The sequence below is a fragment of the Agromyces tropicus genome (assembly GCF_039531345.1).
Classification (GTDB): Bacteria; Actinomycetota; Actinomycetes; order Actinomycetales; family Microbacteriaceae; genus Agromyces; species Agromyces tropicus.
The window spans coordinates 152,363-176,648 of record NZ_BAAAPW010000001.1 but is presented as its reverse complement, the minus strand read 5'-3'; the positions used below and the strand labels follow the sequence as shown (position 1 = coordinate 176,648).

26 protein-coding genes are annotated in these 24,286 nt (G+C 71.6%); 5 read left to right on the top strand and 21 right to left on the bottom strand.

Annotation, left to right across the window (positions count from 1 at the left end; genetic code table 11):
• Positions 1-26: 26 nt before the first annotated feature.
• The gene (locus ABD230_RS00860; protein ID WP_344368780.1) at positions 27-1,286 is read right to left on the bottom strand and encodes a deoxyguanosinetriphosphate triphosphohydrolase; all 1,260 of its coding nucleotides are present in this window, start codon (positions 1,284-1,286) and stop codon (positions 27-29) included.
• A gap of 4 nt (positions 1,287-1,290) precedes the next feature.
• Positions 1,291-2,445 (bottom strand): tRNA dihydrouridine synthase DusB, encoded by a 1,155-nt coding sequence (gene dusB, locus ABD230_RS00855; RefSeq protein WP_344368779.1) that lies wholly within the window; start codon positions 2,443-2,445, stop codon positions 1,291-1,293.
• Between the two features lie 94 nt (positions 2,446-2,539).
• On the opposite strand from dusB, the gene ABD230_RS00850 reads away from it, so the two are divergent.
• A complete protein-coding gene (locus ABD230_RS00850; RefSeq protein WP_344368778.1) occupies positions 2,540-3,025 on the top strand; it encodes an aminoacyl-tRNA deacylase in 486 nt (161 codons plus the stop codon).
• 112 nt (positions 3,026-3,137) lie between these two features.
• Here ABD230_RS00850 and ABD230_RS00845 read toward each other — a convergent pair whose 3' ends face one another.
• The 3 genes from ABD230_RS00845 to ABD230_RS00835 are packed head-to-tail and all read right to left on the bottom strand — an operon-like array spanning position 3,138 to position 5,760.
• Positions 3,138-3,314: a hypothetical protein gene (locus tag ABD230_RS00845; RefSeq protein WP_344368776.1), complete on the bottom strand. Its 177-nt coding sequence runs from the start codon at positions 3,312-3,314 to the stop codon at positions 3,138-3,140.
• Complete coding sequence (locus ABD230_RS00840) at positions 3,311-3,955, bottom strand: DsbA family oxidoreductase (protein WP_344368775.1); 645 nt, start codon at positions 3,953-3,955, stop codon at positions 3,311-3,313. The genes ABD230_RS00845 and ABD230_RS00840 overlap by 4 nt, the downstream gene beginning before the upstream one ends.
• Positions 3,956-3,957: 2 nt before the next feature.
• On the bottom strand, positions 3,958-5,760 hold the full coding sequence (locus ABD230_RS00835) for an ATP-dependent nuclease (protein ID WP_344368774.1): 1,803 nt from the start codon (positions 5,758-5,760) through the stop codon (positions 3,958-3,960).
• 294 nt (positions 5,761-6,054) lie between these two features.
• Here ABD230_RS00835 and ABD230_RS00830 point away from each other — a divergent pair, with 294 nt between their 5' ends.
• Positions 6,055-6,633 carry a P-loop NTPase family protein gene (locus ABD230_RS00830; protein ID WP_344368773.1) on the top strand — a complete coding sequence of 193 codons (579 nt, stop codon included), beginning with the start codon at positions 6,055-6,057 and terminating at the stop codon, positions 6,631-6,633.
• A gap of 4 nt (positions 6,634-6,637) precedes the next feature.
• On the opposite strand, the gene ABD230_RS00825 is transcribed toward ABD230_RS00830, so the two are convergent.
• The gene (locus ABD230_RS00825; protein WP_344368772.1) at positions 6,638-7,456 is read right to left on the bottom strand and encodes an isoprenyl transferase; all 819 of its coding nucleotides are present in this window, start codon (positions 7,454-7,456) and stop codon (positions 6,638-6,640) included.
• A complete protein-coding gene (gene recO, locus ABD230_RS00820; RefSeq protein ID WP_344368771.1) occupies positions 7,453-8,190 on the bottom strand; it encodes a DNA repair protein RecO in 738 nt (245 codons plus the stop codon). The genes ABD230_RS00825 and recO overlap by 4 nt, the downstream gene beginning before the upstream one ends.
• A 69-nt stretch (positions 8,191-8,259) precedes the next feature.
• Between recO and ABD230_RS00815 the strand changes: the two genes are divergently transcribed.
• Together ABD230_RS00815 and ABD230_RS00810 are read left to right on the top strand one after the other, a co-directional pair.
• Positions 8,260-9,006 (top strand): SDR family oxidoreductase, encoded by a 747-nt coding sequence (locus ABD230_RS00815; RefSeq protein WP_344368770.1) that lies wholly within the window; start codon positions 8,260-8,262, stop codon positions 9,004-9,006.
• A 36-nt stretch (positions 9,007-9,042) separates the two neighbouring features.
• Entirely contained in the window at positions 9,043-9,702 is a 660-nt protein-coding gene (locus tag ABD230_RS00810) for a trimeric intracellular cation channel family protein (RefSeq protein ID WP_344368768.1), read from the top strand.
• 95 nt (positions 9,703-9,797) lie between these two features.
• Here the strand turns inward: ABD230_RS00810 and leuA are convergent, their stop codons facing one another.
• The 14 genes from leuA to hrcA all read right to left on the bottom strand — a co-directional run bounded on the left by leuA (position 9,798) and on the right by hrcA (position 23,607).
• Positions 9,798-11,573: a 2-isopropylmalate synthase gene (gene leuA, locus ABD230_RS00805; RefSeq protein WP_344368766.1), complete on the bottom strand. Its 1,776-nt coding sequence runs from the start codon at positions 11,571-11,573 to the stop codon at positions 9,798-9,800.
• A 67-nt stretch (positions 11,574-11,640) separates the two neighbouring features.
• The gene (locus ABD230_RS00800) at positions 11,641-12,288 is read right to left on the bottom strand and encodes an HAD family hydrolase (RefSeq protein WP_344368763.1); all 648 of its coding nucleotides are present in this window, start codon (positions 12,286-12,288) and stop codon (positions 11,641-11,643) included.
• Between the two features lie 29 nt (positions 12,289-12,317).
• Positions 12,318-13,718, bottom strand: coding sequence for an ABC transporter permease (locus ABD230_RS00795; protein WP_344368762.1), 1,401 nt, complete (start codon positions 13,716-13,718; stop codon positions 12,318-12,320).
• Entirely contained in the window at positions 13,715-14,476 is a 762-nt protein-coding gene (locus ABD230_RS00790; protein ID WP_344368761.1) for an ABC transporter ATP-binding protein, read from the bottom strand. Before ABD230_RS00790 ends, ABD230_RS00795 begins: the two co-directional genes overlap by 4 nt.
• A gap of 89 nt (positions 14,477-14,565) precedes the next feature.
• Positions 14,566-15,234, bottom strand: a complete 669-nt coding sequence (locus ABD230_RS00785) for a response regulator (protein ID WP_344368760.1) — start codon at positions 15,232-15,234, stop codon at positions 14,566-14,568.
• The gene (locus tag ABD230_RS00780) at positions 15,231-16,421 is read right to left on the bottom strand and encodes a sensor histidine kinase (RefSeq protein WP_344368758.1); all 1,191 of its coding nucleotides are present in this window, start codon (positions 16,419-16,421) and stop codon (positions 15,231-15,233) included. Before ABD230_RS00780 ends, ABD230_RS00785 begins: the two co-directional genes overlap by 4 nt.
• Positions 16,422-16,503: 82 nt before the next feature.
• Positions 16,504-17,397 (bottom strand): GTPase Era, encoded by an 894-nt coding sequence (gene era / locus ABD230_RS00775; protein ID WP_344368756.1) that lies wholly within the window; start codon positions 17,395-17,397, stop codon positions 16,504-16,506.
• The gene (locus tag ABD230_RS00770; protein WP_344368754.1) at positions 17,394-18,713 is read right to left on the bottom strand and encodes a hemolysin family protein; all 1,320 of its coding nucleotides are present in this window, start codon (positions 18,711-18,713) and stop codon (positions 17,394-17,396) included. Before ABD230_RS00770 ends, era begins: the two co-directional genes overlap by 4 nt.
• 2 nt (positions 18,714-18,715) lie before the next feature.
• Positions 18,716-19,177 carry an rRNA maturation RNase YbeY gene (ybeY, locus tag ABD230_RS00765; protein ID WP_344368753.1) on the bottom strand — a complete coding sequence of 154 codons (462 nt, stop codon included), beginning with the start codon at positions 19,175-19,177 and terminating at the stop codon, positions 18,716-18,718.
• Complete coding sequence (locus ABD230_RS00760; RefSeq protein ID WP_344370090.1) at positions 19,174-20,220, bottom strand: PhoH family protein; 1,047 nt, start codon at positions 20,218-20,220, stop codon at positions 19,174-19,176. Before ABD230_RS00760 ends, ybeY begins: the two co-directional genes overlap by 4 nt.
• Positions 20,221-20,296: 76 nt before the next feature.
• Positions 20,297-20,653 carry a histidine triad nucleotide-binding protein gene (locus ABD230_RS00755; protein WP_344368752.1) on the bottom strand — a complete coding sequence of 119 codons (357 nt, stop codon included), beginning with the start codon at positions 20,651-20,653 and terminating at the stop codon, positions 20,297-20,299.
• A gap of 24 nt (positions 20,654-20,677) precedes the next feature.
• Complete coding sequence (locus ABD230_RS00750; RefSeq protein WP_344368751.1) at positions 20,678-21,412, bottom strand: 16S rRNA (uracil(1498)-N(3))-methyltransferase; 735 nt, start codon at positions 21,410-21,412, stop codon at positions 20,678-20,680.
• Positions 21,413-21,425: 13 nt separating this feature from the next.
• Complete coding sequence (gene dnaJ, locus ABD230_RS00745) at positions 21,426-22,529, bottom strand: molecular chaperone DnaJ (protein ID WP_344368749.1); 1,104 nt, start codon at positions 22,527-22,529, stop codon at positions 21,426-21,428.
• Between the two features lie 58 nt (positions 22,530-22,587).
• Positions 22,588-23,607 carry a heat-inducible transcriptional repressor HrcA gene (gene hrcA / locus ABD230_RS00740; protein ID WP_344368747.1) on the bottom strand — a complete coding sequence of 340 codons (1,020 nt, stop codon included), beginning with the start codon at positions 23,605-23,607 and terminating at the stop codon, positions 22,588-22,590.
• Between the two features lie 207 nt (positions 23,608-23,814).
• Between hrcA and ABD230_RS00735 the strand changes: the two genes are divergently transcribed.
• Complete coding sequence (locus ABD230_RS00735; RefSeq protein WP_344368745.1) at positions 23,815-24,246, top strand: DUF4870 domain-containing protein; 432 nt, start codon at positions 23,815-23,817, stop codon at positions 24,244-24,246.
• Positions 24,247-24,286: the final 40 nt, after the last annotated feature.

Sequence of the window (24,286 nt, the reverse complement as noted above, 5' to 3'; positions counted from 1 at the left end):
TCCGGCCACGGGGCCCGGTCCGGACCTCATCGCTGCACGAGCCGCTCGTACCAGGCCAGAGCGGACTGGTCGGTGAGGCTCGCGACCTGGTCGACGACGACGCGCGTGCGGGCCGCGTCATCCGCTGCGGCGCGCCAGTCCTCCGCGAAGCCCGCGTCGAGGTGCGCGTCGCCGGTCGCATGGAGGGCGTCGGCGAGGGTCGTGAGCACCTGGCGCTGCTGCGAGTAGATCGGCTGGCGCGTGTTCCGCGACATCACGAAGGCGGCCACGATGCCCTTGAGCACCGCGATCTCGGCCTGGATGCCGCGCGGGACCACGACGTCGGCGTCGAAGCGGATGAGGCTCGCGACGGGGTGGTGCGCGCGCGTGGCCTCGGTGGCCGCGTGCGCGAAGCGCCCGATGAGCTGGCTCGTCAGGTTCTTCAGGGCCGCCTGGTCGCGGCGACTGCCCGTCCACTCCGAGAGCCACACGTCGAGGGTGTCGAGCCGGTCGAACGCGGCGATGAGCTCGTCGTGCCCGAACGCCCCGCCGATCCACTCGACCATCGAGTCGACGAGCTCGTCGTGGTCGACCCGGCGCCCGAGCGCCGCCACGTCGATGTAGCCGCCGACGACGGCGTCCTCGAAGTCGTGCACCGAGTAGGCGATGTCGTCCGAGAGGTCCATGACCTGGGCTTCGATGCAGAGGCGCCGCTCGGGCGCGCCCCGCCGCATCCACTCGAAGACGTCGATGTCGTCGGCGTAGAACCCGAACTTCGTGCGGCCGCTGGGGTCGCCGACGCCCGCGGCCTCGGCCCACGGGTACTTGCAGCTCGCGTCGAGGCTCGCGCGCGTGAGGTTCAGCCCGAGCGAGCGGCCATCGGGCGAGAACACCTTCGGCTCGAGCCGTGTCAGGATCCGCAGGGTCTGGGCGTTGCCCTCGAAGCCGCCGATGTCGGCGGCCCACGCGTTCAGCGCCTTCTCGCCGTTGTGGCCGAAGGGCGGGTGGCCGAGGTCGTGGGCCAGGCACGCGGTGTCGACGACGTCGGGGTCGAGCCCGATGCTCGTCGCGAGCTCGCGCCCGACCTGGGCGACCTCGAGCGAGTGCGTGAGCCGGTTGCGCGCGAAGTCCAGCCCGGAGGTGGGGCTGAGCACCTGCGTCTTCGCCGCGAGTCGGCGCAGGGCGCTCGAGTGCAGCAGTCGCGCGCGGTCGCGAGCGAAGTCGCTGCGACGCCGGTTCTCGTGCTGCTCGGGCAGGTAGCGCTCGGCGTCGGCGTCGTCGTAGCCGCCGAACAGTCGGTCGCGCACGCGCTCAGCCGCCGCTCGTGTCGAGCTCGGCGTCGACGAGCGTCGCCCGGTCGTGGCCCACCAGGTCCTGCGAAGCGAGCCAGCCGTCGGGCAGCGCCGGGTTCTTCGGCGTGCCCGCGCGGCCGCGGGGCCCCTCGGCGCCCTCGCCCGGGTACGGCGTCGACCAGTCGAGCGTGCCGAGCAGGTCGTCGAGCTGCGCGAGCGACTCGACGGTCGCGAGGCGGGCGCGCAGGTCGCCGCCGACCGGATACCCCTTGAAGTACCAGGCGACGTGCTTGCGGATGTCTCGGCAGCCGCGCTCCTCGCTGTCGAAGAAGTCGGCGAGCAGCTCCGCGTGCCGGCGGAACGTCCGCGCCACCTCGCCGAGCGTCGGCTCGGCCTTGACGTGCTCGCCCCGGAACGCCGCCGCGAGGTCGCCGAAGAGCCACGGCCGGCCGAGGCATCCGCGCCCCACGACGACCCCGTCGCAGCCGGTCTCCTCGACCATCCGCAGCGCATCGTCGGCCGACCAGATGTCGCCGTTGCCGAGCACCGGCACGCCGGAGACCGTCTCCTTCAGATTCGCGATCGCCGGCCAGTCGGCCTGGCCCGAGTAGAACTCGGCCGCCGTGCGGGCGTGCAGTGCGATCGACGCGACGCCGGCGCCCTCGGCGATGCGGCCGGCCTCGAGGTAGGTGAGGTGGTCGGCGTCGATGCCCTTGCGCATCTTGACCGTGAGGGGCACGTCGCCGGCAGCCCGCACCGCACCCTCGACGATGTCGCGGAACAGGCCCGACTTCCACGGCAGCGCCGCTCCCCCGCCCTTGCGCGTGACCTTGGGCACCGGGCAGCCGAAGTTCAGGTCGATGTGGTCGGCGCGGTCCTCGGCGACGAGCATCGTGACGGCCTCGGCGACGGTCTTCGGGTCGACGCCGTACAGCTGGATCGAGCGGGGCGTCTCGGACTCGTGGTGCGTGATGAGGCGCATCGACTCGGGCGTGCGCTCGACGAGCGCGCGGCTCGTGATCATCTCGGAGACGTACAGTCCGGCGCCGAACTCGCGGCAGAGCCGCCGGAACGCGGTGTTCGTGATGCCCGCCATGGGCGCGAGCACGACCGGCACCTCGAGGTCGAGGCCGCCGATCGAGAGCGGGCGGGCGGGGGTCGTGGTCGTTGGCATCGCCTTCGATTCTCCCAGACGGACGGCCCGATCCGGCCGAGCGCGCCACGTGGGCACGTAGGATGCGGACAGGCCGAGAGCGGGGAGGACGTCGATGGCGCGGTTCGAGGGACTCGAGGGCGTCGAACGCGTGCGGGCGGATGCCGCGGAGCGGCGGCTCGACATCGAGGTGATCCAGCGCCCCGCGGCGCGCAGCCTCGAGGAGGCCGCGGAGCTGCTGGGCATCACGCCGGGCGACATCGTGAAGTCGCTCGTCGTCAAGCGCAGCGACGACACCTACGTGTTCGCCCTCGTGCCCGGCGGTCGCAAGATCAGCTGGCCGAAGCTGCGCGCGCTCCTCGCCGTGAACAAGCTGCAGCTGCCCGACGCGTCGCTCGCGCTGGCCGCGACCGGCTACGAGCGCGGCACGATCACGCCGCTCGGCTCGAGCACGGAGTGGCCGGTCGTCGCCGACCTGGCGATCGTCGGCCGGCGGGTGTCGATGGGCGCCGGCGAGCACGGCCGCAGCCTCTTCGTCGATGCGGACGCCCTGATCCGCGCGCTCGACGCGACCGTCGCCGACATCAGCGACCCCGAGTAGCCGCCCGCCGCGCGCGCCCACCGCGCGCACCCGCCGATGTCGCGCGAATCGACTCGCGGGGCGGGCCGCGGGTCGATTCGCGCGACCTCGGCGCCGGGTGGGCGAGGGACGGTCAGGTCGCAGGGTCGGGCAGGGGTGAGCCGGGGATCAGGCAGGCGTCGCCCTCGCAGGCCATGGCCGAGGCGTCGCCGAGCATCGTGAACGGGGCCGGTGCGGCATCCGTCGTCGGGTGCTCCTGCGGCGCGGCATCCGTCGGCACCGTGGCATCCGTGCGCTCGGAGGCGCTCACGCGGCGGCGCCCTCGCGCTCGCCGTCGACCTGTGCGAGCACCTGCGAGAAGACCTCGGCGGGCTGCGCGCCCGAGACGCCGTACTTGCCCTCGAACACGAAGAACGGCACGCCCTGGATGCCGTACGCCCGCGCCTGCGCGATGTCGGCCTGGACGTCGTCGGCGTAGCGCCCCGACTCGAGCGCGTCGCGTGCCTCCGCGGCGTCGATGCCGAGCTCCTCGGCCCACCCCACGAGCTCCTCGATCCGGTTCACCCGGCCGCCCTCGGTGAAGTACGCCTTCAGCAGGCGCTCCTTCATCTCGAGCTGCACGCCGTGCGCCTTCGCGAGGTGCAGCAGCTCGTGGCCCTTCAGCGTCTTCACGTGCGCGACGGTCTCGAAGTGGTAGTCGAGCCCGGCATGCGCGGCGACGCCGGTCACGTGGTCGAGCATCTGCTCGACGCGCTCGAGGGGCAGGCCCTTGGCCTTCGAGAGGTACTCGGTCGTCGAACCCTCGAAGTCGAGCGGGGTGTCGGGCGACAGTTCGAACGAGTGGTACTCGATCTCCACGTCGGGCGCGTCGTCGCCGAGCGCGGCGAGGCCGGCCTCGAGGTGGCGCTTGCCGATGTAGCACCACGGGCACGCGATGTGTGCGTCGTGCAAACTCAACCGTCTCGTTGAGGCACTAGGCCACGCTTGCCCGCCGCAATAACGCGGTCAACATGGGCCTGCGTCGTTGCATTGCACTGGGCCCGTTCGGACAGCGCCGCGTGGAGCCAGCCCGGCCCCTTTCGAACTGCAACTTCAGGGGCTAGGCGCTCGAGTTCACCTTGCTCCACGAGCACTACGCCGATGGCGTCGAGCTGACGCAGGAGGTCCGCAGCCGCCCTACGAGCGTCGCCTCGAAACGCCGACATCCCGTGCTCTTTCACCGACCCCCAAGGGGACCCACTCGTACGAAGCTGTGCCAGCACGATTTCGCGATAGGCCGACGAGTACGGCTCATCTCGGTTGTCTTCAAGGGCGGAGGTTACAGCGTCGAGCACATGGCCAACGCGGGCAGGCTCACGGGCCGAGCGCATGCTGGCGGTCGCTACAGTCCAATCCCGCTCCATGTCGTCGGTCCAGGCCCCTCCCACCGCCTCGACAAGAGCGCGGAGCTTTGACCGGTCCGACAGCATGTCTAGATCAGGCGCGGCAACCACTGGAACATCCACAGCATTGAGCGCAGCACACACCTTCGCCATGCCATCCTTGCCACCTGTAGGAACGAAGAGAATCTCGTTCCGCGGCAGCGGACTTTCTTCCCGTCCCTCGCAGTCGAGTGCTGCTGCCAAGAAGGCACAATCACCTTCAGCCTCGGCGACTACCACAAGCCGGTGGAACAGACCGTCAAGGACGTTGGTGTATTTCAGAACGGGATCTGACCACAATGCTCTGAGTTCAGCGGAATCGAGCCGACTTGCCTTCGCAGCACCATCCCCTCGAGCGAGCCGAACGACCGAAACGTCCACACCAGAGTCGAGGAGGCCTGTCAACAGGCTGCGATCGTGAGTGGCGACGAGGATTTGAATGTCGCTCTGCACCGCGATACGACCGAGTTCAACGCCGAGTGCATGCGCCTGCGGAGGATGCAGAAACGCCTCCGGTTCATCGATCACAATCACCCGATATGCAGCGCTGACCACAGGAAGCAACTGACCCATGAGGCTCCGCATGCCGTCACCCTGTTCATCCAACGGGCGAAGTGCAGCCATCGCCTGCCGATACTCAGGTGGAATGTTGTCGATCCGTGGCGCTTCCATCGCGACCTCGCCTACGCGAAGTCGAATCGTTTTCCCAAGATTGTCGAGAGTCAGCTTCGGGCCAAAGATCTGCTGGGATACGGCGCTGACTTCCTCCATGAGAACTCGCGAATCTTGGAGATGATGCACCGGATGCAGCGGCGGGTCTCCTGCGGACTCCCGCATCTCTGCAGCCCCTCCGATTGAGAACCGGCCCTGGGCGTCACCATAGAACGCCAGAAACGGACGGAGCGGGCCAAGCCCCTCCGATGTCGGCCGCCATCCCTTCGCCAGCGACTGAGGCGTTTCGATGCCAGTCTGAGATCGCTGGAAACCCATCGAGGAGCCCTTCGAGACCAGGCTCGCGTTGCTCCCCAGCCAGGCGATAAGGTCCTTGGTATCGCCACGACGGTTCAGCTCAAGGGATTGGACTGCGATCTTTGGCAGCTCAGCAAAGCCCGGACGATGATCAAGCCTTTCAATCAGCTCGCGGAGGATCGTCGATTTGCCGACGTTGTTTGCTCCGACGATCGCGGTGACACCGGACTGCTGGAGTCGAATGCTCTGGCCACCAACGAGGTTGATGGCGCCAATCGAGAAATCGAAGGCATCGGCATCTCCGCCTAGAAAGTCCGTGGTGTTGGGATAAGCGGCTTCGAATCGCTCACGCCAGTCTCGGGTCATGCGCCCAGCCTCTCATCCGCCGCCGACTTAGGTCCGGATGACATTCGTTGCGCGGGGGCACCGGCGTCGATGGGAGACGTCAGGGAGCGCGGACTATTGCACGTTTCAGGGCCTGCTACGTTCCGATGTAGCACATGGGTGCGTCACCACGGGCACGCGATGTCGGACCAGATGTCGATCTTGATGGGGGACGTCACGACGTATGCGAACGGATGCCGGAGCCGTCGTATTCCCGGACCGGTATCGATCGAGATCGAGACCCGCCGGACGCGGGGCACGCGCTAGCATCACGGGATGCTCGGTGCCCGCGATCCACTCCCGATGCGCCCCGCGCGCGTGATCGTCGCGGGCACGAGTGGGAGCGGCAAGTCGACGCTCGCCGCGGCGATCGGCGCTGCGCTGGCGATTCCGTACGTGGAGGTCGACGCGCTCTACCACGGCCCCGGCTGGGTACCGCGGCCCGAGTTCGACGCAGACATCGCCGGGCTGGCCGCGCGCGACGCATGGGCTGCGGAGTGGCAGTACGACACGGGGCGTCCGGTGCTCGGCGCTCGCGCCGACCTCGCGGTGTGGCTGGACCTGCCGCACGCGCTCGTCATGCGACGCGTCGTGGCGCGCACGGTGCACCGTCGCGCCCGCGGCCTCGAGCTGTGGAACGGCAACCGTGAAGCGGCGTTGCGCACCGTGCTGACCGACCGCGACCACATCCTGCGATGGGCGTGGCGAACGCGTGGTGCGACGGGTCCGCGCGTGCTCGCGCTCGCGGCGGAGCGCCCCGACCTGACGGTCGTCCGCCTGCGCTCGGCACGCGAGGTGCAGGCCTGGCTCCGGGGCCCGCTCGCCGACGCCGCGTCCGCCGGCTCGCCTCGCTGACCGCCTACGCGCCCGCGCTCGCCGCGCCCGGCGCGTCGATCGCACCGCCGAAGCGGCGGTTGCGCGAGGCGTACAGCTCGATGGCGTGCCAGAGGTCGGTCCGGCTGAAGTCGGGCCAGAGCGTGTCGAGGAAGACCATCTCGGCGTACGCCGACTGCCAGAGCAGGAAGTTCGAGGTGCGCTGCTCGCCCGAGCTGCGCACGAAGAGGTCGACGTCCGGCATGTCGGGCACGTACAGGCGCTTCGCGATGAGCTTCTCGGACACCGCGGACGGCCGGAGGCGACCGGCGGCGACGTCGTCGGCGATGGAGCGCACCGCGTCGACGATCTCGTTGCGCCCGCCGTAGTTCACGCACATCGTGAACTGCAGGCCCGTGTTGCCGGCGGTGAGGCGCTCGGCGTACTGCAGTTCGTCGACCACCGACTTCCAGAGACGCGGCCGGCGGCCGGCCCACCGGATGCGGACGTTCCACTCGTTGAGCTGGTCGCGGCGGCGGTGCAGCACGTCGCGGTTGTAGCCCATGAGGAACCGCACCTCGTCGGGCGACCGCTTCCAGTTCTCCGTTGAGAAGGCGTAGACCGAGAGGTGCTTCACGCCCGCCTGGACGGCACCCGCGACGACGTCGAGGAGCACCTCCTCACCCGCTTTGTGGCCCTCGATGCGGGTCAGTCCCTGGCGGTTCGCCCATCGGCCGTTACCGTCCATGACGATCGCGACGTGGTTCGGCACCGCGCCCTTGGCGAACTCGGGCGGATGCACGCCCGTCCAGTCGAGCGGGCGGTAGGGCACCGCGTCCTTGTGGGTGTAGGGCTTCGGGGTCACTCTGGGGCCGTTCCTCGGGAGACGTGGGTCAGCGAGCGCAGGCCGCGCTCGAGGTGCCACTGGGCGTACGCCGCGACGATACCGCTCGCCTGGGCGCGGTCGCGGTCGGACGCGGCTTCGGCGACCCCCCAGTCGCCGGAGAGCAGCGCGCCGAGCAGGTCGACCGTCGTCGGCGCGATGCGCGGGGAGCCGGGCGGCGCGCAGTCCGCGCACACGACGCCGCCGAGCTGCACGACCACCGCGGTGTGCGGACCGGACGCGCCGCAGCGCGAGCAGTCCTCGAAGCTCGGCGCCCAGCCCGCGATCGCGAGCGCGCGCAGCAGGTACGAGTCGAGCGTCAGGTCGGGCCCGTGCTCGCGACGCGAGAGGGAGCGCAGCGCCCCCACGAGCAGCAGGTACTGCTGCAGCGAGCCCTCGGCCTCGGTCAGCCGGTCGGCGGCCTCGACCATCGCGTTCGCGGCCGTGTACGCCGCATAGTCCTGGCTGATCTCCGCGCCGTAGGCGCCGATCGACTCTGCCTGCGTGATCACGTCGAGGGTGCGGCCCTCGTACAACTGCAGGTCGGCGACCATGAACGGCTCGAGCCGCGAGCCGAACTTCGACGCAGTGCGTCGCACGCCGCGCGCGACGGCGCGCACCTTGCCGTGCCGGCGCGTGAGCAGCGTCACGATGCGGTCGGCCTCGCCCAGCTTGTGCGTGCGCAGCACGACGGCGTCATCTCGGTACACGGGCACCCCTCGATTCTCCCACCGCCCGCCCCCACCCGGTCCCGGCCCCGCCGTCGGGCGCGGCACAATGGTCGGGTGACCACGTCGTCCGCACCCGTCCTCGTCACCGGCGGCACCGGCTCGCTCGGGAGCGAGGTCGTCCGCCGCCTGTCCGCCCGCGGTGACGCCGTGCGAGTGCTCAGCCGGTCGGGTGCGCCGCACACGGTCAGGGGCGACCTCGAGACGGGCGAGGGCGTCGACGCCGCCGTCGAGGGCGTCCGCGCGATCCTGCACCTCGCGACGACGAGCCGCGACGACACCGAGATGACGCGCAAGCTGGTCGCCGCGGCGGAGCAGGGCGGACGGCCGCGAATCCTGTACTCGTCGATCGTCGGCATCGACCGCATCCCGCTGGCCTACTACGGCGGCAAGCGCGCCTCGGAGCGGCTCATCGCCGAGTCGCGGCTGCGCTGGACGATCCTGCGATCGACGCAGTTCCACAACTTCGTCGAGACGCTCTTCCGCGTGCAGCGCTACTCCCCCGTCGTGCTCGCACCCGCGTTCTCGTTCCAGCCGATCTCGGTGACCGACGTCGCCACCCGGCTCATCGAGCTGCTCGACGACGAGGTGCTCGGCATCGCGCCCGACATCGGCGGTCCGGAGGTCCGCACGGCGCGCGACCTCGCGCGCGCATGGCTGCGGGCGCGCGGCTCGCGGCGCCCGACCCTGCCGTTCCGACTGCCGGGCACGCGCTTCGCGGCGTTCGCCTCCGGCGCGAACCTGGTGCCGGGCGACCCCTACGGCACGGTGACCTTCGAGGACTACCTCGCCCGCGCGCGCTGAGCCGGCCCGCGCGACCGCGCGTGGTACAACCGGTGCATGACGGTCGCGCCCTTCACGATCCCCCTCTGGGCCGACCTCGCGGCGGTCGGCATCGGCGCCCTCCAGGGCGCGATGTTCGCCTCGCGCATCAAGGAGCACCGGATCGACCTGCTCGGTGTCGCGCTCATCGGGATCATCGTCGGGCTCGGCGGCGGTCTCCTGCGCGACATCCTGCTCAACCAGCTCCCGGCGGCGATGCGCAGCAACTGGTACCTCGTCGTCGCCACCGCCGCGGCGCTGCTCGGCATGCTCCTCATCCGGCTGTTCGACCGGCTGAATTCGCTGATCATCGCCCTCGACGCGGTGACGATCGGGCTGTTCGCCGCGATCGGGACGACGAAGGCGCTCGCCTTCGGCGTGCCCGAGGTCCCCGCGATCTTCGTCGGCGTGGTCTCCGCGGTCGGCGGGTCGATCCTGCGCGACGTGACCCTGAACCTGCCGATCGCGCTCATGCACGTCGGCTCGCTCTACGCGGTCGCCGCCGGCGTCGGGACGACGCTGCTGGTCATGATGCACCTGCTCGGCGCGAACATCCTGGTCGCGGCGATCGCGTGCGTGCTGGTGACGACCGTCATCCGGTTGCTGGCGGTGCGGTTCGGGTGGAGCCTTCCCGAGCAGCGCGCGATCGGCAGCTGGCGCGTGTGGCGCCGCGCCTGATCCCACCGGACCCCGGCCGTGCGTGGCGGCGCCGCGCGGGCGCCGCCGTCGCGGGCGGACGACGGCGGATGCCGCGCCCGCCCGCGCACGGATGATCAGGCGAGCGCGGGCTCCGCGGACTCCTCGCGCACGTTCGCACCACGCAGCGCGCGGTTGACCGCCGAGACGACGGCCTTCAGCGACGCGGTCGAGATGTCGGCGTCGATGCCGACGCCCCACAGCGTGCGCCCCTCGACCTGGCACTCCACGTAGGCGGCCGCGATCGCGTCGCCGCCGGAGGACATCGCGTGCTCGCTGTAGTCGAGGACGCGCACGTCGACGCCCTCGGCCGACAGCACCGACAGGAACGCGGCGACCGGTCCGTTGCCCGACCCGTCGGCGTCGACGCGCTCGACGCCGTCGCGCAGTCCGACGCGCACGCGCACGTCGCCCGTCAGGTCGCTCTCGGTCCGCATCGACAGCAGCTCGAACCGACCCCACTTGTCGTCGGGGCGGTCCTGCGGCGCGGGCAGGTACTCGTCGGTGAAGATCGCCCAGATCTCCTCGCTCGTGACCTCGCCGCCCTCGGCATCCGTCTTCGCCTGCACGACGCCGGAGAACTCGATCTGCAGGCGTCGCGGCAGGTCGAGCGCGTGGTCCGTCTTCAGCAGGTAGGCGACGCCGCCCTTGCCCGATTGCGAGTTGACGCGGATGACGGCCTCGTAGTTGCGGCCGATGTCCTTCGGGTCGACCGGCAGGTACGGCACCGCCCACGCGAGGTCGTCGACCGACATCCCGCGCTCGTCGGCCCGCGCCTCCATGGCCTCGAAGCCCTTCTTGATCGCGTCCTGGTGCGAGCCCGAGAACGCGGTGTAGACGAGGTCGCCGGCCCAGGGGCTGCGCTCGTGCACGGCGAGCTGGTTGCAGTACTCGGCGGTGCGCTTGATCTCGTCCATGTCGGAGAGGTCGACCTGCGGGTCGATCCCCTGCGTGAACAGGTTCATGGCCAGCGCGACGAGGTCGACGTTGCCGGTGCGCTCGCCGTTGCCGAAGAGGCAGCCCTCGATGCGGTCGGCGCCCGCCATGTAGCCGAGCTCGGCGGCGGCGATCGCGGTGCCGCGGTCGTTGTGCGGGTGCAGCGACAGGATGACGTGCTCGCGGTGGTGCAGGTGGCGGCTCATCCACTCGATCGAGTCGGCGTAGACGTTCGGCGTGGCCATCTCGACGGTCGCGGGCAGGTTGATGATGACGTTGCGCTCGGCCGTGGGCTCGAACACGTCGAGCACCTGGTTGCAGACGTCGACGGCGAACTCGAGCTCGGTGCCGGTGTAGCTCTCGGGCGAGTACTCGTAGTAGACGGCGGTCTCGGGGACCGTCGCCTCCATCTCGCGGCACTTGCGGGCGCCGTGCAGGGCGATGTCGATGATGCCCTGCCGGTCGGTGCGGAACACGACCTCGCGCTGCAGCACGCTCGTCGAGTTGTAGAGGTGCACGATCGCCTGCTTCGCACCGCGGATCGACTCGTAGGTGCGCTCGATCAGGTGGTCGCGCGCCTGGGTCAGCACCTGGATGGTGACGTCGTCGGGGATCGCACCCTCCTCGATGAGGCTGCGCACGAAGTCGAAGTCGGTCTGGCTGGCCGACGGGAAGCCGACCTCGATCTCCTTGTAGCCCATCCGGACGAGGAGGTCGAACATGATGCGCTTGCGCTCGGGGCTCATCGGGTCGATGAGCGCCTGGTTGCCGTCGCGCAGGTCGACGGCGCACCAGCGCGGCGCCCTCTCGATGCGCTCGGACGGCCACGTGCGGTCCGGCAGCTCGACGCGGATCTGCTCGTGGAACGGGCGGTAGCGATGCACGGGCATCGGCGACGGCTTCTGTTGGTTCTGCATTGGGTGCTCTTCTCGCGATTCGGGGGTTTCAGCCGACGACGAACTCCGCAGCGAGGGAGGCCTTGGACTAGGACTCGCTGCGGCAGCTAAGGAGAAGCAGGCCGTGAAGCACGGACTCAGGGTAACACCGCGTGCGCAGGCGTGCGCAACCATGACGCGGATGCAGTGGTCCCCGATCAGCGGGTCCCGAGTCGGTCGAGCGCCTCGACGAGCGAGTCCATGTGCTCGATCGTGACGTCCGCCCCTCGAACCGCTCCCGCAATCCGACCCGTCCGAGCGTGAGCCGCATCCGGTCGTGCGAGCCGGACGACGCGATGCAGGACCGATATCCCGCGGCATCCAGTGCATCGAGCGCCTCCGGCACGCCCGGCACGATCTGCAGCTCCGTGGTGAACGACTCGGTCAGCATCTCGTCCCGACGTCGGACGAAGTCGGCCGGGACGCTCCTGCCGATCCGTCGCTCGATGTTCGCCATCACGGCGGCCGTGGAACGGCCGAGGTGCTCGCTGCGGACCTCCTCGATCGTGATCGGCCAGCCCAGCTCGGCGATCAGCTGCATCTCCGCCCGCTGCACGAGCCGCTCCGAGTCGACCAGCACGCCATCGCAGTCGAACACCACGAACACGTCGACGTCGGGGCGCAGGCTCATGCCGAGCATGCTCGCACACCGGACGACGGATGGCGGGTGCCGCCCCCCAGCGCCGGCACCCGCCACTCGTCATCCGCGCTCGCGCGCCGGCGCGCTCACTCGACGGCCAGGGCCGTGACCGGCGAGACGCGGGTGGCCCGACGGGCGGGCGCGAGCGACGCGACGACCGTGAGCACGGCCGCGCCGCCCACCAGCGCCGCGACGACGCCCCACGGGATCGAGGGCGGGATCACGAGCGGCTCGCCCTGCACGCTGCCCAGCATCGACTGCGCACCCGCCCAGCCGTAGCCGACGCCGAGCACGAGCCCGGTGGCCGTCGCCGCCGCGGTCAGCGCGGCGGCCTCGGCGATCACCATCCCGCGCAGCTGGCGTCGCTCGAAGCCGAGCGCGCGGAGGAGCCCGAGCTCGCGCGTGCGCTGCAGCACGCTCAGCGAGAGCGTGTTGACGAGCCCGACCGCCGCGATGAGCGCGCTGAAGCCGATGAGGATGCCGAAGACCGCCACGGTCGCCGACACCAGCTGCTCGATGCCGGCGCGGAGGTCGGGCCGGTCGTCGGTCGCCGCCAGGAGCAGGTCGCGGTAGGACTCCATGGCGACCGCGAAGGTGGTGACCAGCGTGACGCCGATCACGAGCCCGATCGTCATGCGCGAGCTTCGCTCCGGATGCCGCACGGCGTTCTCCGCGGCCAGGCGCGCCGGCGGCGACGTGCCGAGCGCCCGCCCGACGATCCGCAGCACGGGCGGCATCACGAGGTGGGCGCCCAGCACGATCCCGGTGAAGGAGATGACGCCGCCCGCGAGGCCGACGAGGACGCCGAGCGGCGACGCGAGCCCCAGGAGGACCCCGCCGACGAGCAGCAGCGTCCCGGCCGCGACGAGCACGAGCGAGATCACGGTGCGACCCCGATGCCGCCCGAGCTCCTCGGTCGACCGCTCCCCCGAACCGCCGAGCGCCTCGACGGGTCGCACGGCGAGCACCCGCCGCGACCCCGCCCAGGCGGCGAGCCACGTCGTCAGCACGGCGACGACGGCCGGCGCGAGCACCACGAGATCCGCCCAGGCGTGGTCGACGCGCGGCAGCACGTCGGTCGCGATGCCCCACTCCGAGAGCAGCACCGCGCCGCCCGTGCCGACGACGAGGCCCAGCGCGGCGCCGAGCGCGCCGACCCCGAGTCCCTCGCGCGCGATCACGCCGCGCTGGGCGCGGGCGCTGCCGCCCAGGAGGCGCAGCAGGGCGATGTGCCGCGTGCGCCCCGCGACGACCGTCGCGACGGTGTTCGCGGTCACGACGCCGCTGACGTAGACGGCGATCACGATGAACACCCAGGCCACGATCGACAGCATGAGCGCGGCCGTCCCGCTGGAGCCCGTCACGTCGTCGGCGCGGATCGCCGACGCGAGGTACCCCGTGACCTGCAGCAGCGCGACGCCGAACGCCGACGCGAGGACGGCGACGAGCAGCACCGGCCCGTGCTCGCGGCGCAGTCGGCCGGTCACGCCGCGCGCTCCATCGAGAGCATGTACGACGCGATCTCCTCCGCGTCCGTGCGCTGCGCGTCGCGGACGATGCGGCCGTCGGCGAGGAACAGGATGCGGTCGGCGTGGCTCGCCGCGATCGGGTCGTGGGTCACCATCGCGATCGACTGCCCCTGCTCGCGGCCGGCGTCGGCGAGGATGGCGAGCACCTCGCGCCCGGTCCGCGAGTCGAGGTTGCCCGTGGGCTCGTCCGCGAACACGAGGTCGGGCCGCGTCGCGAGGGCACGGGCGATCGCGACGCGCTGCTGCTGGCCGCCCGACAGTTCGTGCGGCCGGTGGCGCAGGCGGCCGGCCAGCCCGAGCCGGTCGACGAGGCCGTCGACCAGGCTGCGCTCCTGGCCGCTCGGGCGCCGGCCGTCGAGCTCGAAGGGCAACAGGATGTTGCCCTGCACGTCGAGCGTCGGCACGAGGTTGAACGCCTGGAACACGAATCCGACGCGACGACGACGCAGCACCGTGAGGGCGCTGTCGGGCAGCGCGGTGATGTCGGTGTCGCCGAGCCAGACTCGACCCGAGGTCGGCGCGTCGAGGCCCGCCATGATGTGCATGAGCGTCGACTTGCCCGAGCCCGACGGCCCCATGATCGCGGTGAACTCCCCGCGGCGGAGGCCGAGTGAGACGTTCTCGAGGGCGGTGACGGCGCCGGCGCCCGATCCGTAGCGGCGCCCGAGGCCGGCGACGCGGGCGACGAGCCCGAGGTCTGAGGGTTGGATCTCCATGCCGCCGACGCTACGGAGGCACCGGGCCGATCGCGTCCGTCGCGCGTCGCGCCGGCGTCATCCGCTCGGATGACCCGCCGCCGAACGCGTCAGTCGCCGGACAGGTCGTGCTCGTACGCGAAGACGACGAGCTGCACCCGGTCGCGCAGGCCGAGCTTGGCCAGCACCCGACTCAGGTGCGTCTTCACGGTCGCCTCGCTGAGGAACTCCGACGCGGCGATCTCCGCGTTCGAGAGCCCCTTCGCCGCCAGGGCGAAGATCTCGCGTTCTCGCGCGGTCAGGTCCTGCCACGACGGCGGGGCCGCGCGGCGACCGTTCCCCCGCCCGCCGTGCGCGATGAGCTCGCGCGTCGCGTTCGCGGCGATGACGGCGTTCCCTCGATGCACCGTGCGGATGGCCGCGAGGAGGAACTCCGGGTCGGCGTCCTTCAGCACGAAGCCGCTGGCACCGGCGCGGATGGCACGTGCCGCATGCTCGTCCAGGTCGAAGGTGGTGAGCACGAGGATCCGCGGCGGCTCCCGGCCCTCCCGCTCGGCGTCGGCGAGGATCCGCTCGGTCGCGGCGATGCCGTCGAGCTGCGGCATCCGCACGTCCATGAGGACCACGTCCGGGCGGCTGCGGGCCGCGAGTGCGACCGCCGCGCGCCCGTCCTCGGCGTCGCCCGCGAACGCCAGGTCGTCCTGCGATTCGACGAGCATGCGGATGCCGGCGCGGAACAGCGCCTGGTCGTCGACGAGTGCCACGCGGATCGGGCTCATGCGCCCACCTGCGCCGGGATGCGGGCCACGACGGCGAACGAACCGTCGGCGGACTCGGCAGCGAACGTGCCGCCGGCGAGCTCGGCGCGCTCCCGCATGCCGGGGATCCCGTGCCGGGGTGCGGGCGGCCCCTCGGCCGGGTCCCGGCCGTCGCCGGCGCCGAGCGCGTTCCGGATCGCGACGGTCACGCCCGCCGGGTCCCAGTCGAGGTCCAGCGAGACCGGCGCGGCGACGTCGCCGTGCCGGAGCGCGTTCGTGAGCCCCTCCTGCACGATCCGGTACACCGCGATCTGGTGCCCGGCGCCCAGCGGCACGCGCTCGCCGCGTTCGGTGCGACGCACGTCGAGCCCGGCGCCGCGCACCTGCGCGACCAGGGCGTCGAGGTCGTCGAGCACGGGCTGCGGCGCCGCCCCTTCGCGATGGCGGAGCTCGCCGAGCAGCAGGCGGACGTCGCCGAGCGCGTCGCGCGCGACACCCGAGATCGTCGCGAGGGCCTCGGATGCCGCCTCCGGACGGGTCCGCGCCGCGAACCTGGCGCCGTCCGCCTGCGCGATGACGACCGCGAGGGAGTGCGCGACCACGTCGTGCATGTCGCGTGCGATCCGGGAACGCTCCTGCTCCACGACGTACCGGTACTCGGCGTGCTCCCGCTCGCGGCGGTCCAGTTCCGCTCGACGCTGCTGCTCGCGCGCGCCGCGCACCGTGCGGACGAGGAGCCCGACCGTCCACGCGAGCACCAGTCCCGCGAGGGCCGCGCCGAACAGGATGACGCCGAGCGTGATGCGCCCGAGCACGTCGACCCCGGCGAGCGGGATGCCGTCGGCGACCGGCTGCACCACGGCGAGGTACAGCGCCGCGAGCACCGCACCGGCGCCCGCCGATCCGAGGCCCCACCAGCGCACCGGGCGGGTGCCGTGCGCCGAGGTGGCGTACACCACCAGGAACACGGCGACGTCGGCCGGCTGCAGGTCGCGCAGCAGCAGCATCTGCGTGCACGCCGCGAGCCACGCGACCGCGAGCGAGGCTCCCGTCGCGACGCGCCGGAGGGCGAGCGCCGCGGAGAACAGCACGACCACGACGACGTCCTGCCAGCCGCCGACGAACGCGTAGAGCGAGCACAGCGCGAGGAACAGTGCGGCGCCGATGCCGTCGACGACGAGGGTCGTGCGCGCGCTCGAGGTGGTCACCGACCCACGGTACGCCCTCGGACCCGCGCGTCCGCGGCCCGGGCGGCGAAGTCATCCCATCGGCTGACGCGCCGACGCGGCCTCAGAATCCGAGGCGCCCCAACTGCTTCGGGTCGCGCTGCCAGTCCTTGGCGACCTTCACGTGCAGCGCGAGGTAGACCCTGCGGCCGAGGAGCGCCTCGATCTGGGCGCGGGCGCGTTCGCCGACCTCGCGCAGGCGCGAGCCGCCCTTGCCGATGATGATGCCCTTCTGGCTGTCGCGCTCGACCCACAGGTTCGCGTAGACCTCGAGGAGGTCCTTGTCCTCGCGCTCGATCATGTCGTCCACGGTCACGGCGATCGAGTGCGGGAGCTCGTCGGAGACGCCCTCGAGCGCCGCTTCGCGCACGAACTCGGCGATGCGCTCGGTGGTCTCCTCGTCGGTCGTCGTCTCGGCCGGGTAGAGCGGATGCTCCGACTCGGGCATGAGCTTCAGCAGCTCGTCGACGAGCACGTCGAGCTGCTCGCCCCGCGGCGCCGACACCGGGATGACCGCGTCCCAGTCGCGCAGCTGCGAGACCGCGAGCAGCTGCTCCGCGACGCGTGCCCTGCCCGCGGCATCCGTCTTCGTCACGATCGCGACCTTGCGGGCGCGGGGGTAGTGGTCGAGCTGCTCGTTGATGAACCGGTCGCCCGGACCGATCGCCTCGTTCGCGGGCACGCAGAAGCCGATCACGTCGACGTCGCCGAGCGTCGTCTGCACGAGCGAGTTCAGGCGCTCGCCGAGCAGGGTCCGCGGCCGGTGCAGGCCGGGGGTGTCGACGACGATGAGCTGGCCGTGGTCGCGGTGGACGATGCCCCGGATCGCGCGACGCGTCGTCTGCGGCTTCGAGCTCGTGATGGCGACCTTCTCGCCTACGAGGGCGTTCGTGAGCGTGGACTTGCCCACGTTCGGGCGCCCCACGAAGGAGACGAATCCGGCTCGGTACTCGGTCATGGGCGCGTCCCCTCGTCGGTCGCGGTGTCGTCGCCGGCGAACGCCGCGCGAACGTCGATCAGGGCCTGGTCGGCCTCCACGAGGATCGTCGCGATGCGCTTGCGGCGTCCCTCGGTGCGCTCGGCCTCGAGCAGCAGTCCGCTCACGCTCGCGCGGTCGCGCGGCACCGGCAGCCGGCCGAGCTCCTTCGCGAGGAGGCCGCCGACGGTGTCGACGTCCTCGTCGTCGAGGTCGAGCCCGAACAGCTCGCCGAGCTCGTCCACGGGCAGGCGGGCGTTGACGCGGTACCGACCGTCGCCGAGCTCCTCGACCTGGGCCGCCTCGCGGTCGTACTCGTCGGAGATGTCGCCGACGAGCTCCTCGATCAGGTCCTCCAGGGTCACCAGTCCCGCGATGCCGCCGTACTCGTCGACGACCATCGCGAGGTGGTTCGACTCGAGCTGCATCTGCCGCAGCAGCGCGTCGGCGCGCATCGACTCCGGCACGAACGAGGCCGGCCTCGCGAGGTCCGCCACCGTGAGCGTCGCGGCGTCGAGCGGGCGCTCGAATCCGAGCCGCGCGAGGTCGCGCAGGTAGAGCACGCCGGCGATGTCGTCGGCCTCGCGGTCGATGACGGGGATGCGCGAGTAGCCCTCCTTGAGGAAGAGCGCCATCGCCTGCGGCAGGTGCGCCGAGGTCTCGATGGTCACCATGTCGGTGCGGGGCACCATGACCTCGCGCACGAGCGTGTCGCTGAACTGGAAGACCGAGTGGATCAGCTCGCGGTCGGCCTGCTCGAGCACCTCGAGCTCGGTCGCCTCGTCGACGATGCTGAGCAGCTGCTCCTCGCTCGACACGCCGGCGAAGCGGATGCGCCCGGGCGTCACCCGGTTGCCGAGCGACACCAGCGCGTTGGCGAGCGGCCCGAGCAGCACCCGGACGAAGCGCACGAGCGGCGCCGAGAGCCGGAGCACGGTCGCCGCGTGCGCGCGGCCGACGCTGCGCGGGCTCGCGCCGACGAGCACGAACGAGACCGCCGTCATGATCAGCGCCGAGACGAGCAGCACGAGCCACACGTCGTCGAGGAAGAAGGTGAACGCGAGGGTCACCAGCACCGCGGCGGTCGTCTCCGCGAGGATGCGCATGAAGTTGACGGCGTTGACGTGCGCACCCGCGTCCTCGGCGATCGCGCGCAGGGAGCGCCCGGACCGGGCGCCGACGGCGAGCTCGACCAGGTCGGCCCGCGAGGTCACGCCGATGGCGGAGTCGACGGCGGCCATCAGGCCGCCGAACGCGACGAGGACGAAGGCCGCCCCCAGGAAGAGCCAGGGCAGCATGGTCAGCGGCGTCGCTCCTGCATCGAGAAGCCCACGAGGATGTCGCGCTGGATGCCGAACATCTCCTTCTCCTCGTCCGGTTCGGCGTGGTCGAAGCCGAGCAGGTGCAGGATCCCGTGCGTGGTGAGCAGCAGCAGTTCGTCGAGCAGCGCGTGGCCGGCGGCGGCGGCCTGGGTCTCGGCCACCTGCGGGCAGAGCACCACGTCGCCGAGCAGCCCGGGCGGGGCCGGGTCCTCCTCGGTGCCGGGCCGGAGCTCGTCCATCGGGAAGCTGAGCACGTCGGTCGGGCCGGGCTCGTCCATCCACTGGACGTGCAGCTGCTCCATGGCGCCCTCGTCGATCAGGACGATCGCGAGCTCCGCGTCCGCGTGCACGTGCATCGCGTCGAGCGCGTACACGGCGAGGCGCTGCAGCGCCGCCTCGTCGACCTCGACGGACGACTCGTTGTTGATCTCGATGCTCACGGGAGCCTCTTCCTCGGGAGGTGGTCGCGTGGCCCCGCCGCACCGCGACGGTCGCCGCCGCCGGCGGCGCCGCGCCGCTCGGCGCGGTTGGCGAACTCGCGGGCCTGCTCGCGCTCGTAGCGCTGCGCCTGGGTGCGCTGGTCGTACTCGGTGTACGCGTCGACGATGCGGCCGACGAGCGAGTGGCGGACGACGTCGTCGCTCGTGAGACGGGCGAAGTGGATGTCCTCGACGCCGTCGAGGATGCGGGTGACCAGTCGCAGTCCGCTCGCGCCGCCCGGGAGGTCGATCTGCGTGATGTCGCCCGTGACGACCATCTTCGAGCCGAACCCGAGACGGGTGAGGAACATCTTCATCTGCTCGGGCGTCGTGTTCTGCGCCTCGTCGAGCACGACGAACGAGTCGTTGAGCGTGCGGCCGCGCATGTACGCGAGCGGCGCGACCTCGACGGTGCCCGTCGCGAGGAGCTTCGGCACGACCTCGGGGTCCATCATCTCGTTCAGCGCGTCGTAGAGCGGGCGCAGGTACGGGTCGATCTTCTCCGTCAGCGTGCCCGGCAGGAAGCCGAGCCGCTCCCCCGCCTCGACCGCCGGCCGGGTCAGGATGATTCGGTTGACCTCCTTGCGCTGCAGCGCCTGGACGGCCTTCGCCATCGCGAGGTACGTCTTGCCGGTGCCCGCCGGGCCGATGCCGAACACGATGGTGTGCTCGTCGATGGCGTCGACGTAGGCGCGCTGCCCCTCGGTCTTGGGGCGGATCGACTTGCCGCGCGCGGAGAGGATGACCTGTCCGAGCTGCTCGGAGGGTCGGGCATTCGGGTCGGCGTCGAGCATGCGGGCCGAGCTCCTCACTTCGATGGGTGTCGGGTCGCCGCCGCCGCGGACGAGCTCGAGGAGCTCCTCCACCAGCCGGCGGACGCGGATGCGATCCTCGGCGTCGCCGCGGATCGCGATCTCGTTGCCGCGCACGTGCACGTCGACGCCGGGGAACTCGCGTTCGATCGTCGTGAGCAGGCGGTCCTGCGGCCCGAGGAGCCGCACCATGGCGATGCCGTCGATCCGGAGGCGCTCCTCGTCGGCGCGGGACTCGGATCCGGTGAGCGGGAGGTCTCCCGCGTCGTCAGCCGCCAAGCGATCCCTCCCTGAGGCCGCCCCCGAGGACGTGGGCGTGCACGTGGAACACGGTCTGGCCCGCAGCGGGGCCGGTGTTGAAGACGAGCCGGAACTGCCCGTCGGCGAGCTCGTCGGCGATGTCCTTGGCCACCGAGACCAGCTCGGCGAGCAGCTCGGGGTCGTCGGCGGCGAGCTCGACCACGTCGCGGTGACGCCCGACGCGCGGGGTCACGATCACGTGCACTGGCGCCTGCGGCGAGATGTCGTGGAACGCGATCACGCGATCGGTCTCGGCGACCATCTTCGCCGGGATCTCACCGGCGGCGATGCGCTCGAAGATCGTGGGTTCCGCCGTTCCGCTCATCCCACCATCGTAGCGACGGATGCCTCACCACCGCCCGAGCGCGACCGAGAGGACCGCGATGGCGGCGGGGCCCGCGGTCGAGGTGCGGAGCACCGACTCGCCGAGGCGGACCGGCTCGGCTCCCGCCTCGACCAGCCGCTCGATCTCGGCGGGGTCCATCCCGCCCTCGGGGCCGACGACCAGCGCGAGGTCGCGCCCGTCCGGACGGATGCCGGCGAGCGGGGTCGCGGCACCCGGCACGAGCAGCAGCATGCGCTCGCCCGCCAGCCGGACGGGGAGCTCGCGCGTCGCGGCCACCGGCTCGACCGCGGGGATCCGCGATCGGAGCGACTGCTTCACCGCTTCGCGGACGATGGTCGCCCACCGCACGCGACCCTTCTCGGCCTTCGGGCCCTCCCAGCGCGACACCGAGCGCGTCGCGGACCACGGCACGATCCGGTCCACGCCGAGCTCGGTGGCGGCCTGGACGGCGAGCTCGTCGCGATCGCCCTTCGCGAGGGCCTGCACCAGCGTGAGCCGCTGCGCCGGTTCCGGCTCGTCCCGGACGTCGTCGACCTCGACCTCGAGCCGCCGCGGCTCGGCCGCCGTCACGGCGCCCTCCACCACGCGACCCCGCCCGTCGCCGATCGACACGCGCTCGCCGACGCGCAGCCGGGACACGGCGACCGCGTGGCGCGCCTCGTCTCCGGTCACCTCGACCCGTGCGCCGGGGCGCACGTCGTCGAGGTCCAGCGACTCGTCGAGGTAGCGATGGCTCATCGGTCGCGTGACGTCAGCCGAGGAACCGGTCGCGCAGGCGCGCGAACAGGCCCTGCTGGAAGTGGCCGAGCTCGGGCGGCTTGGGCTTGCGCTGCTTCGCCAGCTGCTCGACGAGTTCGCGCTCCTTGTGGGTGAGCTTGGTGGGCGTGAGCACGTGCACCGCGACCTTCAGGTCGCCCCGGCCGCTGCCGCGCAGGTGGGTGACACCACGGTCCTTGATCGTGAGCACGTCGCCCGACTGCACGCCGGCACGCAGCTCGAGCTCGACGTCGCCGTCGAGCGCGGCGACGGTCGTCTCCGTGCCGAGCACGGCATCCGTCATCTGCACCTCGAGTGTGCACAGCAGGTCGTCGCCGTCGCGGCTGAAGACGTCGTGCGTCTTCACCTTGATCTCGAGGTAGAGGTCGCCGTTCGGGCCGCCGGCGGGGCCGGCCTCGCCCGAGCCCGGCATCTGCAGGCGGACGCCGGTGTCGACCCCGGCGGGGACGTCGACGGGCACCGTCCGGCGCGCACGGACGCGGCCCTGGCCCTGGCACGTGACGCACGGCGTCGCGATGATCGTGCCGTAGCCGCGGCACGATCCGCACGGGCTCGAGGTCATGACGTTGCCGAGCAGCGAGCGCACGGAGCGCTGGATGTGCCCCGTGCCGCCGCAGATGTCGCACGTGACCGGAGCGGTGCCCGGCTTGCAGCACGAGCCGTGGCAGGTCTCGCACATGACGGCCGTGTCGACCTCGAGGTCGCGGTGCGTGCCGAAGATGACCTCGTCGAGGCCCACCTCGAGGCGGATCAGGGCGTCCTGGCCGCGCTCGCGGCGGGACCGCGGCCCGCGGCTCGCCTGCCCGGCACCGAAGAACGTCTCGAAGATGTCGCCGAAGCCGCCGAACCCGGCGGCGCCGCCGCCGAAGCCGCCTTGGCCGCCCAGGTCGTACTGCTGGCGCTGCTTGGGGTCGGAGAGCACGTCGTACGCGTGCGTCACCTGCTTGAACCGCTCGGACGCCTCGGCGCCCGGGTTCACGTCGGGGTGCAGCTCCCGCGCGAGGCGGCGGTAGGCCTTCTTGATGTCGTCCGGGGAGGCGTCGCGGGCGACGCCGAGGACCTCGTAGTGGTCGGCCACGTGAGGCGGGTTCCTTTCGATCGCGATGACGGATGCCGCGAGGGCGGCTCCGCCGAGTTCAGCTCTCGCCGAGCGTGCGGGAGAGGTATCGGGCGACGGCGCGAACCGCCGCCATGCTCTGCGAGTAGTCCATGCGGGTCGGGCCGACCACGCCGAGCCGCGACACGTCGCGACCGGGGACGGCGAACGAGCTCGACACGACCGAGGTCTCGCCGAGCCCGAAGGCGGCGTTCTCGCGGCCGATGCGGACGGCGATGCCGTCGTCGGCGGCCATCTCGCCGAAGAGCCGGAGGATGACCACCTGCTCCTCGATGGCCTCCATCACGCCGAGGATGTTCCCGGCGAAGTCCTGTTCGGTGCGGACCAGGTTCGCGGCGCCGGCGACGACCAAGCGGTCGCTGCGGGTGATCTTGGCCTGGTCGGCGAGCGTCGCGGCGAGCGTGTGGAGCACGGCCGCGTGGGCCCGGTCGGCGTGCTCGGTCTCGGCGGAGAGCGCGATCGCGGCATCCTCCATCGTCAGGCCGGCGGCGACCTCGTTGAGGCGGTTGCGGAGCCGGGCGAGCGTGCCCTCGTCGACGTCCTGGTCGAGCTCGGCGAGCCGCTGCTCGACCTGCCCGCTGTCGGAGATGAGGATGCACAGCACCCTCGTCGGCGCGAGCGAGACGAGCTCGACGTGCCGCACGCGGGCGCGCGCGAAGCTCGGGTACTGCACGACCGCGAGCTGGCGCGTGAGTTGCGAGACGAGGCGGACCGTGCGGCCGAGCAGCTCGTCGAGGTCGTTCGACTCGCCGAGGAAGGTCTCGATCGCATGCCGCTGCGCGGCCGAGAGCGGGCGGATGTCGGCGAGCTGGTCGACGAACACCCGGTACCCCTTGTCGGTGGGGATGCGACCCGACGAGGTGTGCGGGGCCGCGATGAGCTCCTCCTCCTCGAGCAGGGCCATGTCGTTGCGGATGGTCGCCGCGGAGACGCCGAAGTGGTGCCGATCGACGATCGTCTTGGAGCCGACCGGCTCCCGGGACGCGACGTAGTCCTGGACGATGGCCCGGAGGACGGCGAGACTGCGTTCGGAGACCATGACCCTCGCTTCCCTCGACCGTGCGACCTGGCGCGGGCCGGGTGCTTGGCACTCAGCCCACGTGACTGCTAATCCTATCGCGAGAATCAGGGCGGGCACCGTTGTGGGCGGGTCCGCCGCGCCGATAGCGTGTCCACCGTCCCGCACGCCGACCGCCCGCGTCCCCGCCCGCACGGCGCGCTCACCCCTCCGTGAAAGGCACCCGACATGTCCGACTCCGACCTCCCGCCCCAGGATCCGAACGCCGCCCCGCAGCCGTCGGCCCCGCAGCCGGCCCCCGCGGCCCCGCTCTCCCACGAGCAGGACGTGCAGTGGGCCTCGTTCGCCCACCTCGGCGGCATCATCGGCTTCCTGCCGTCCCTGATCATCTGGCTCGTGTTCAAGGACCGCGGCGCCTTCACGAACACCGAGGCCAAGGAGGCGCTGAACTTCCAGATCACCGCGATCTTCGCCTACATCGCGATCTGGATCGTCAACGCCATCCTCACCGTCGTGACGTTCGGCATCTGGGGCTACATCGGATGGCTCCTGCCGCTCGCCCTCTGGATCGCCGTGATCGTGTTCTCGGTGCTCGGCTTCATGCAGGCCAAGGACGGCAACCACTACCGCTACCCCTTCGCCATCCGCCTGATCAAGTAGGCGTTCGCGCACCTCCGACGCGCCGGTCGAGCCACCCTCG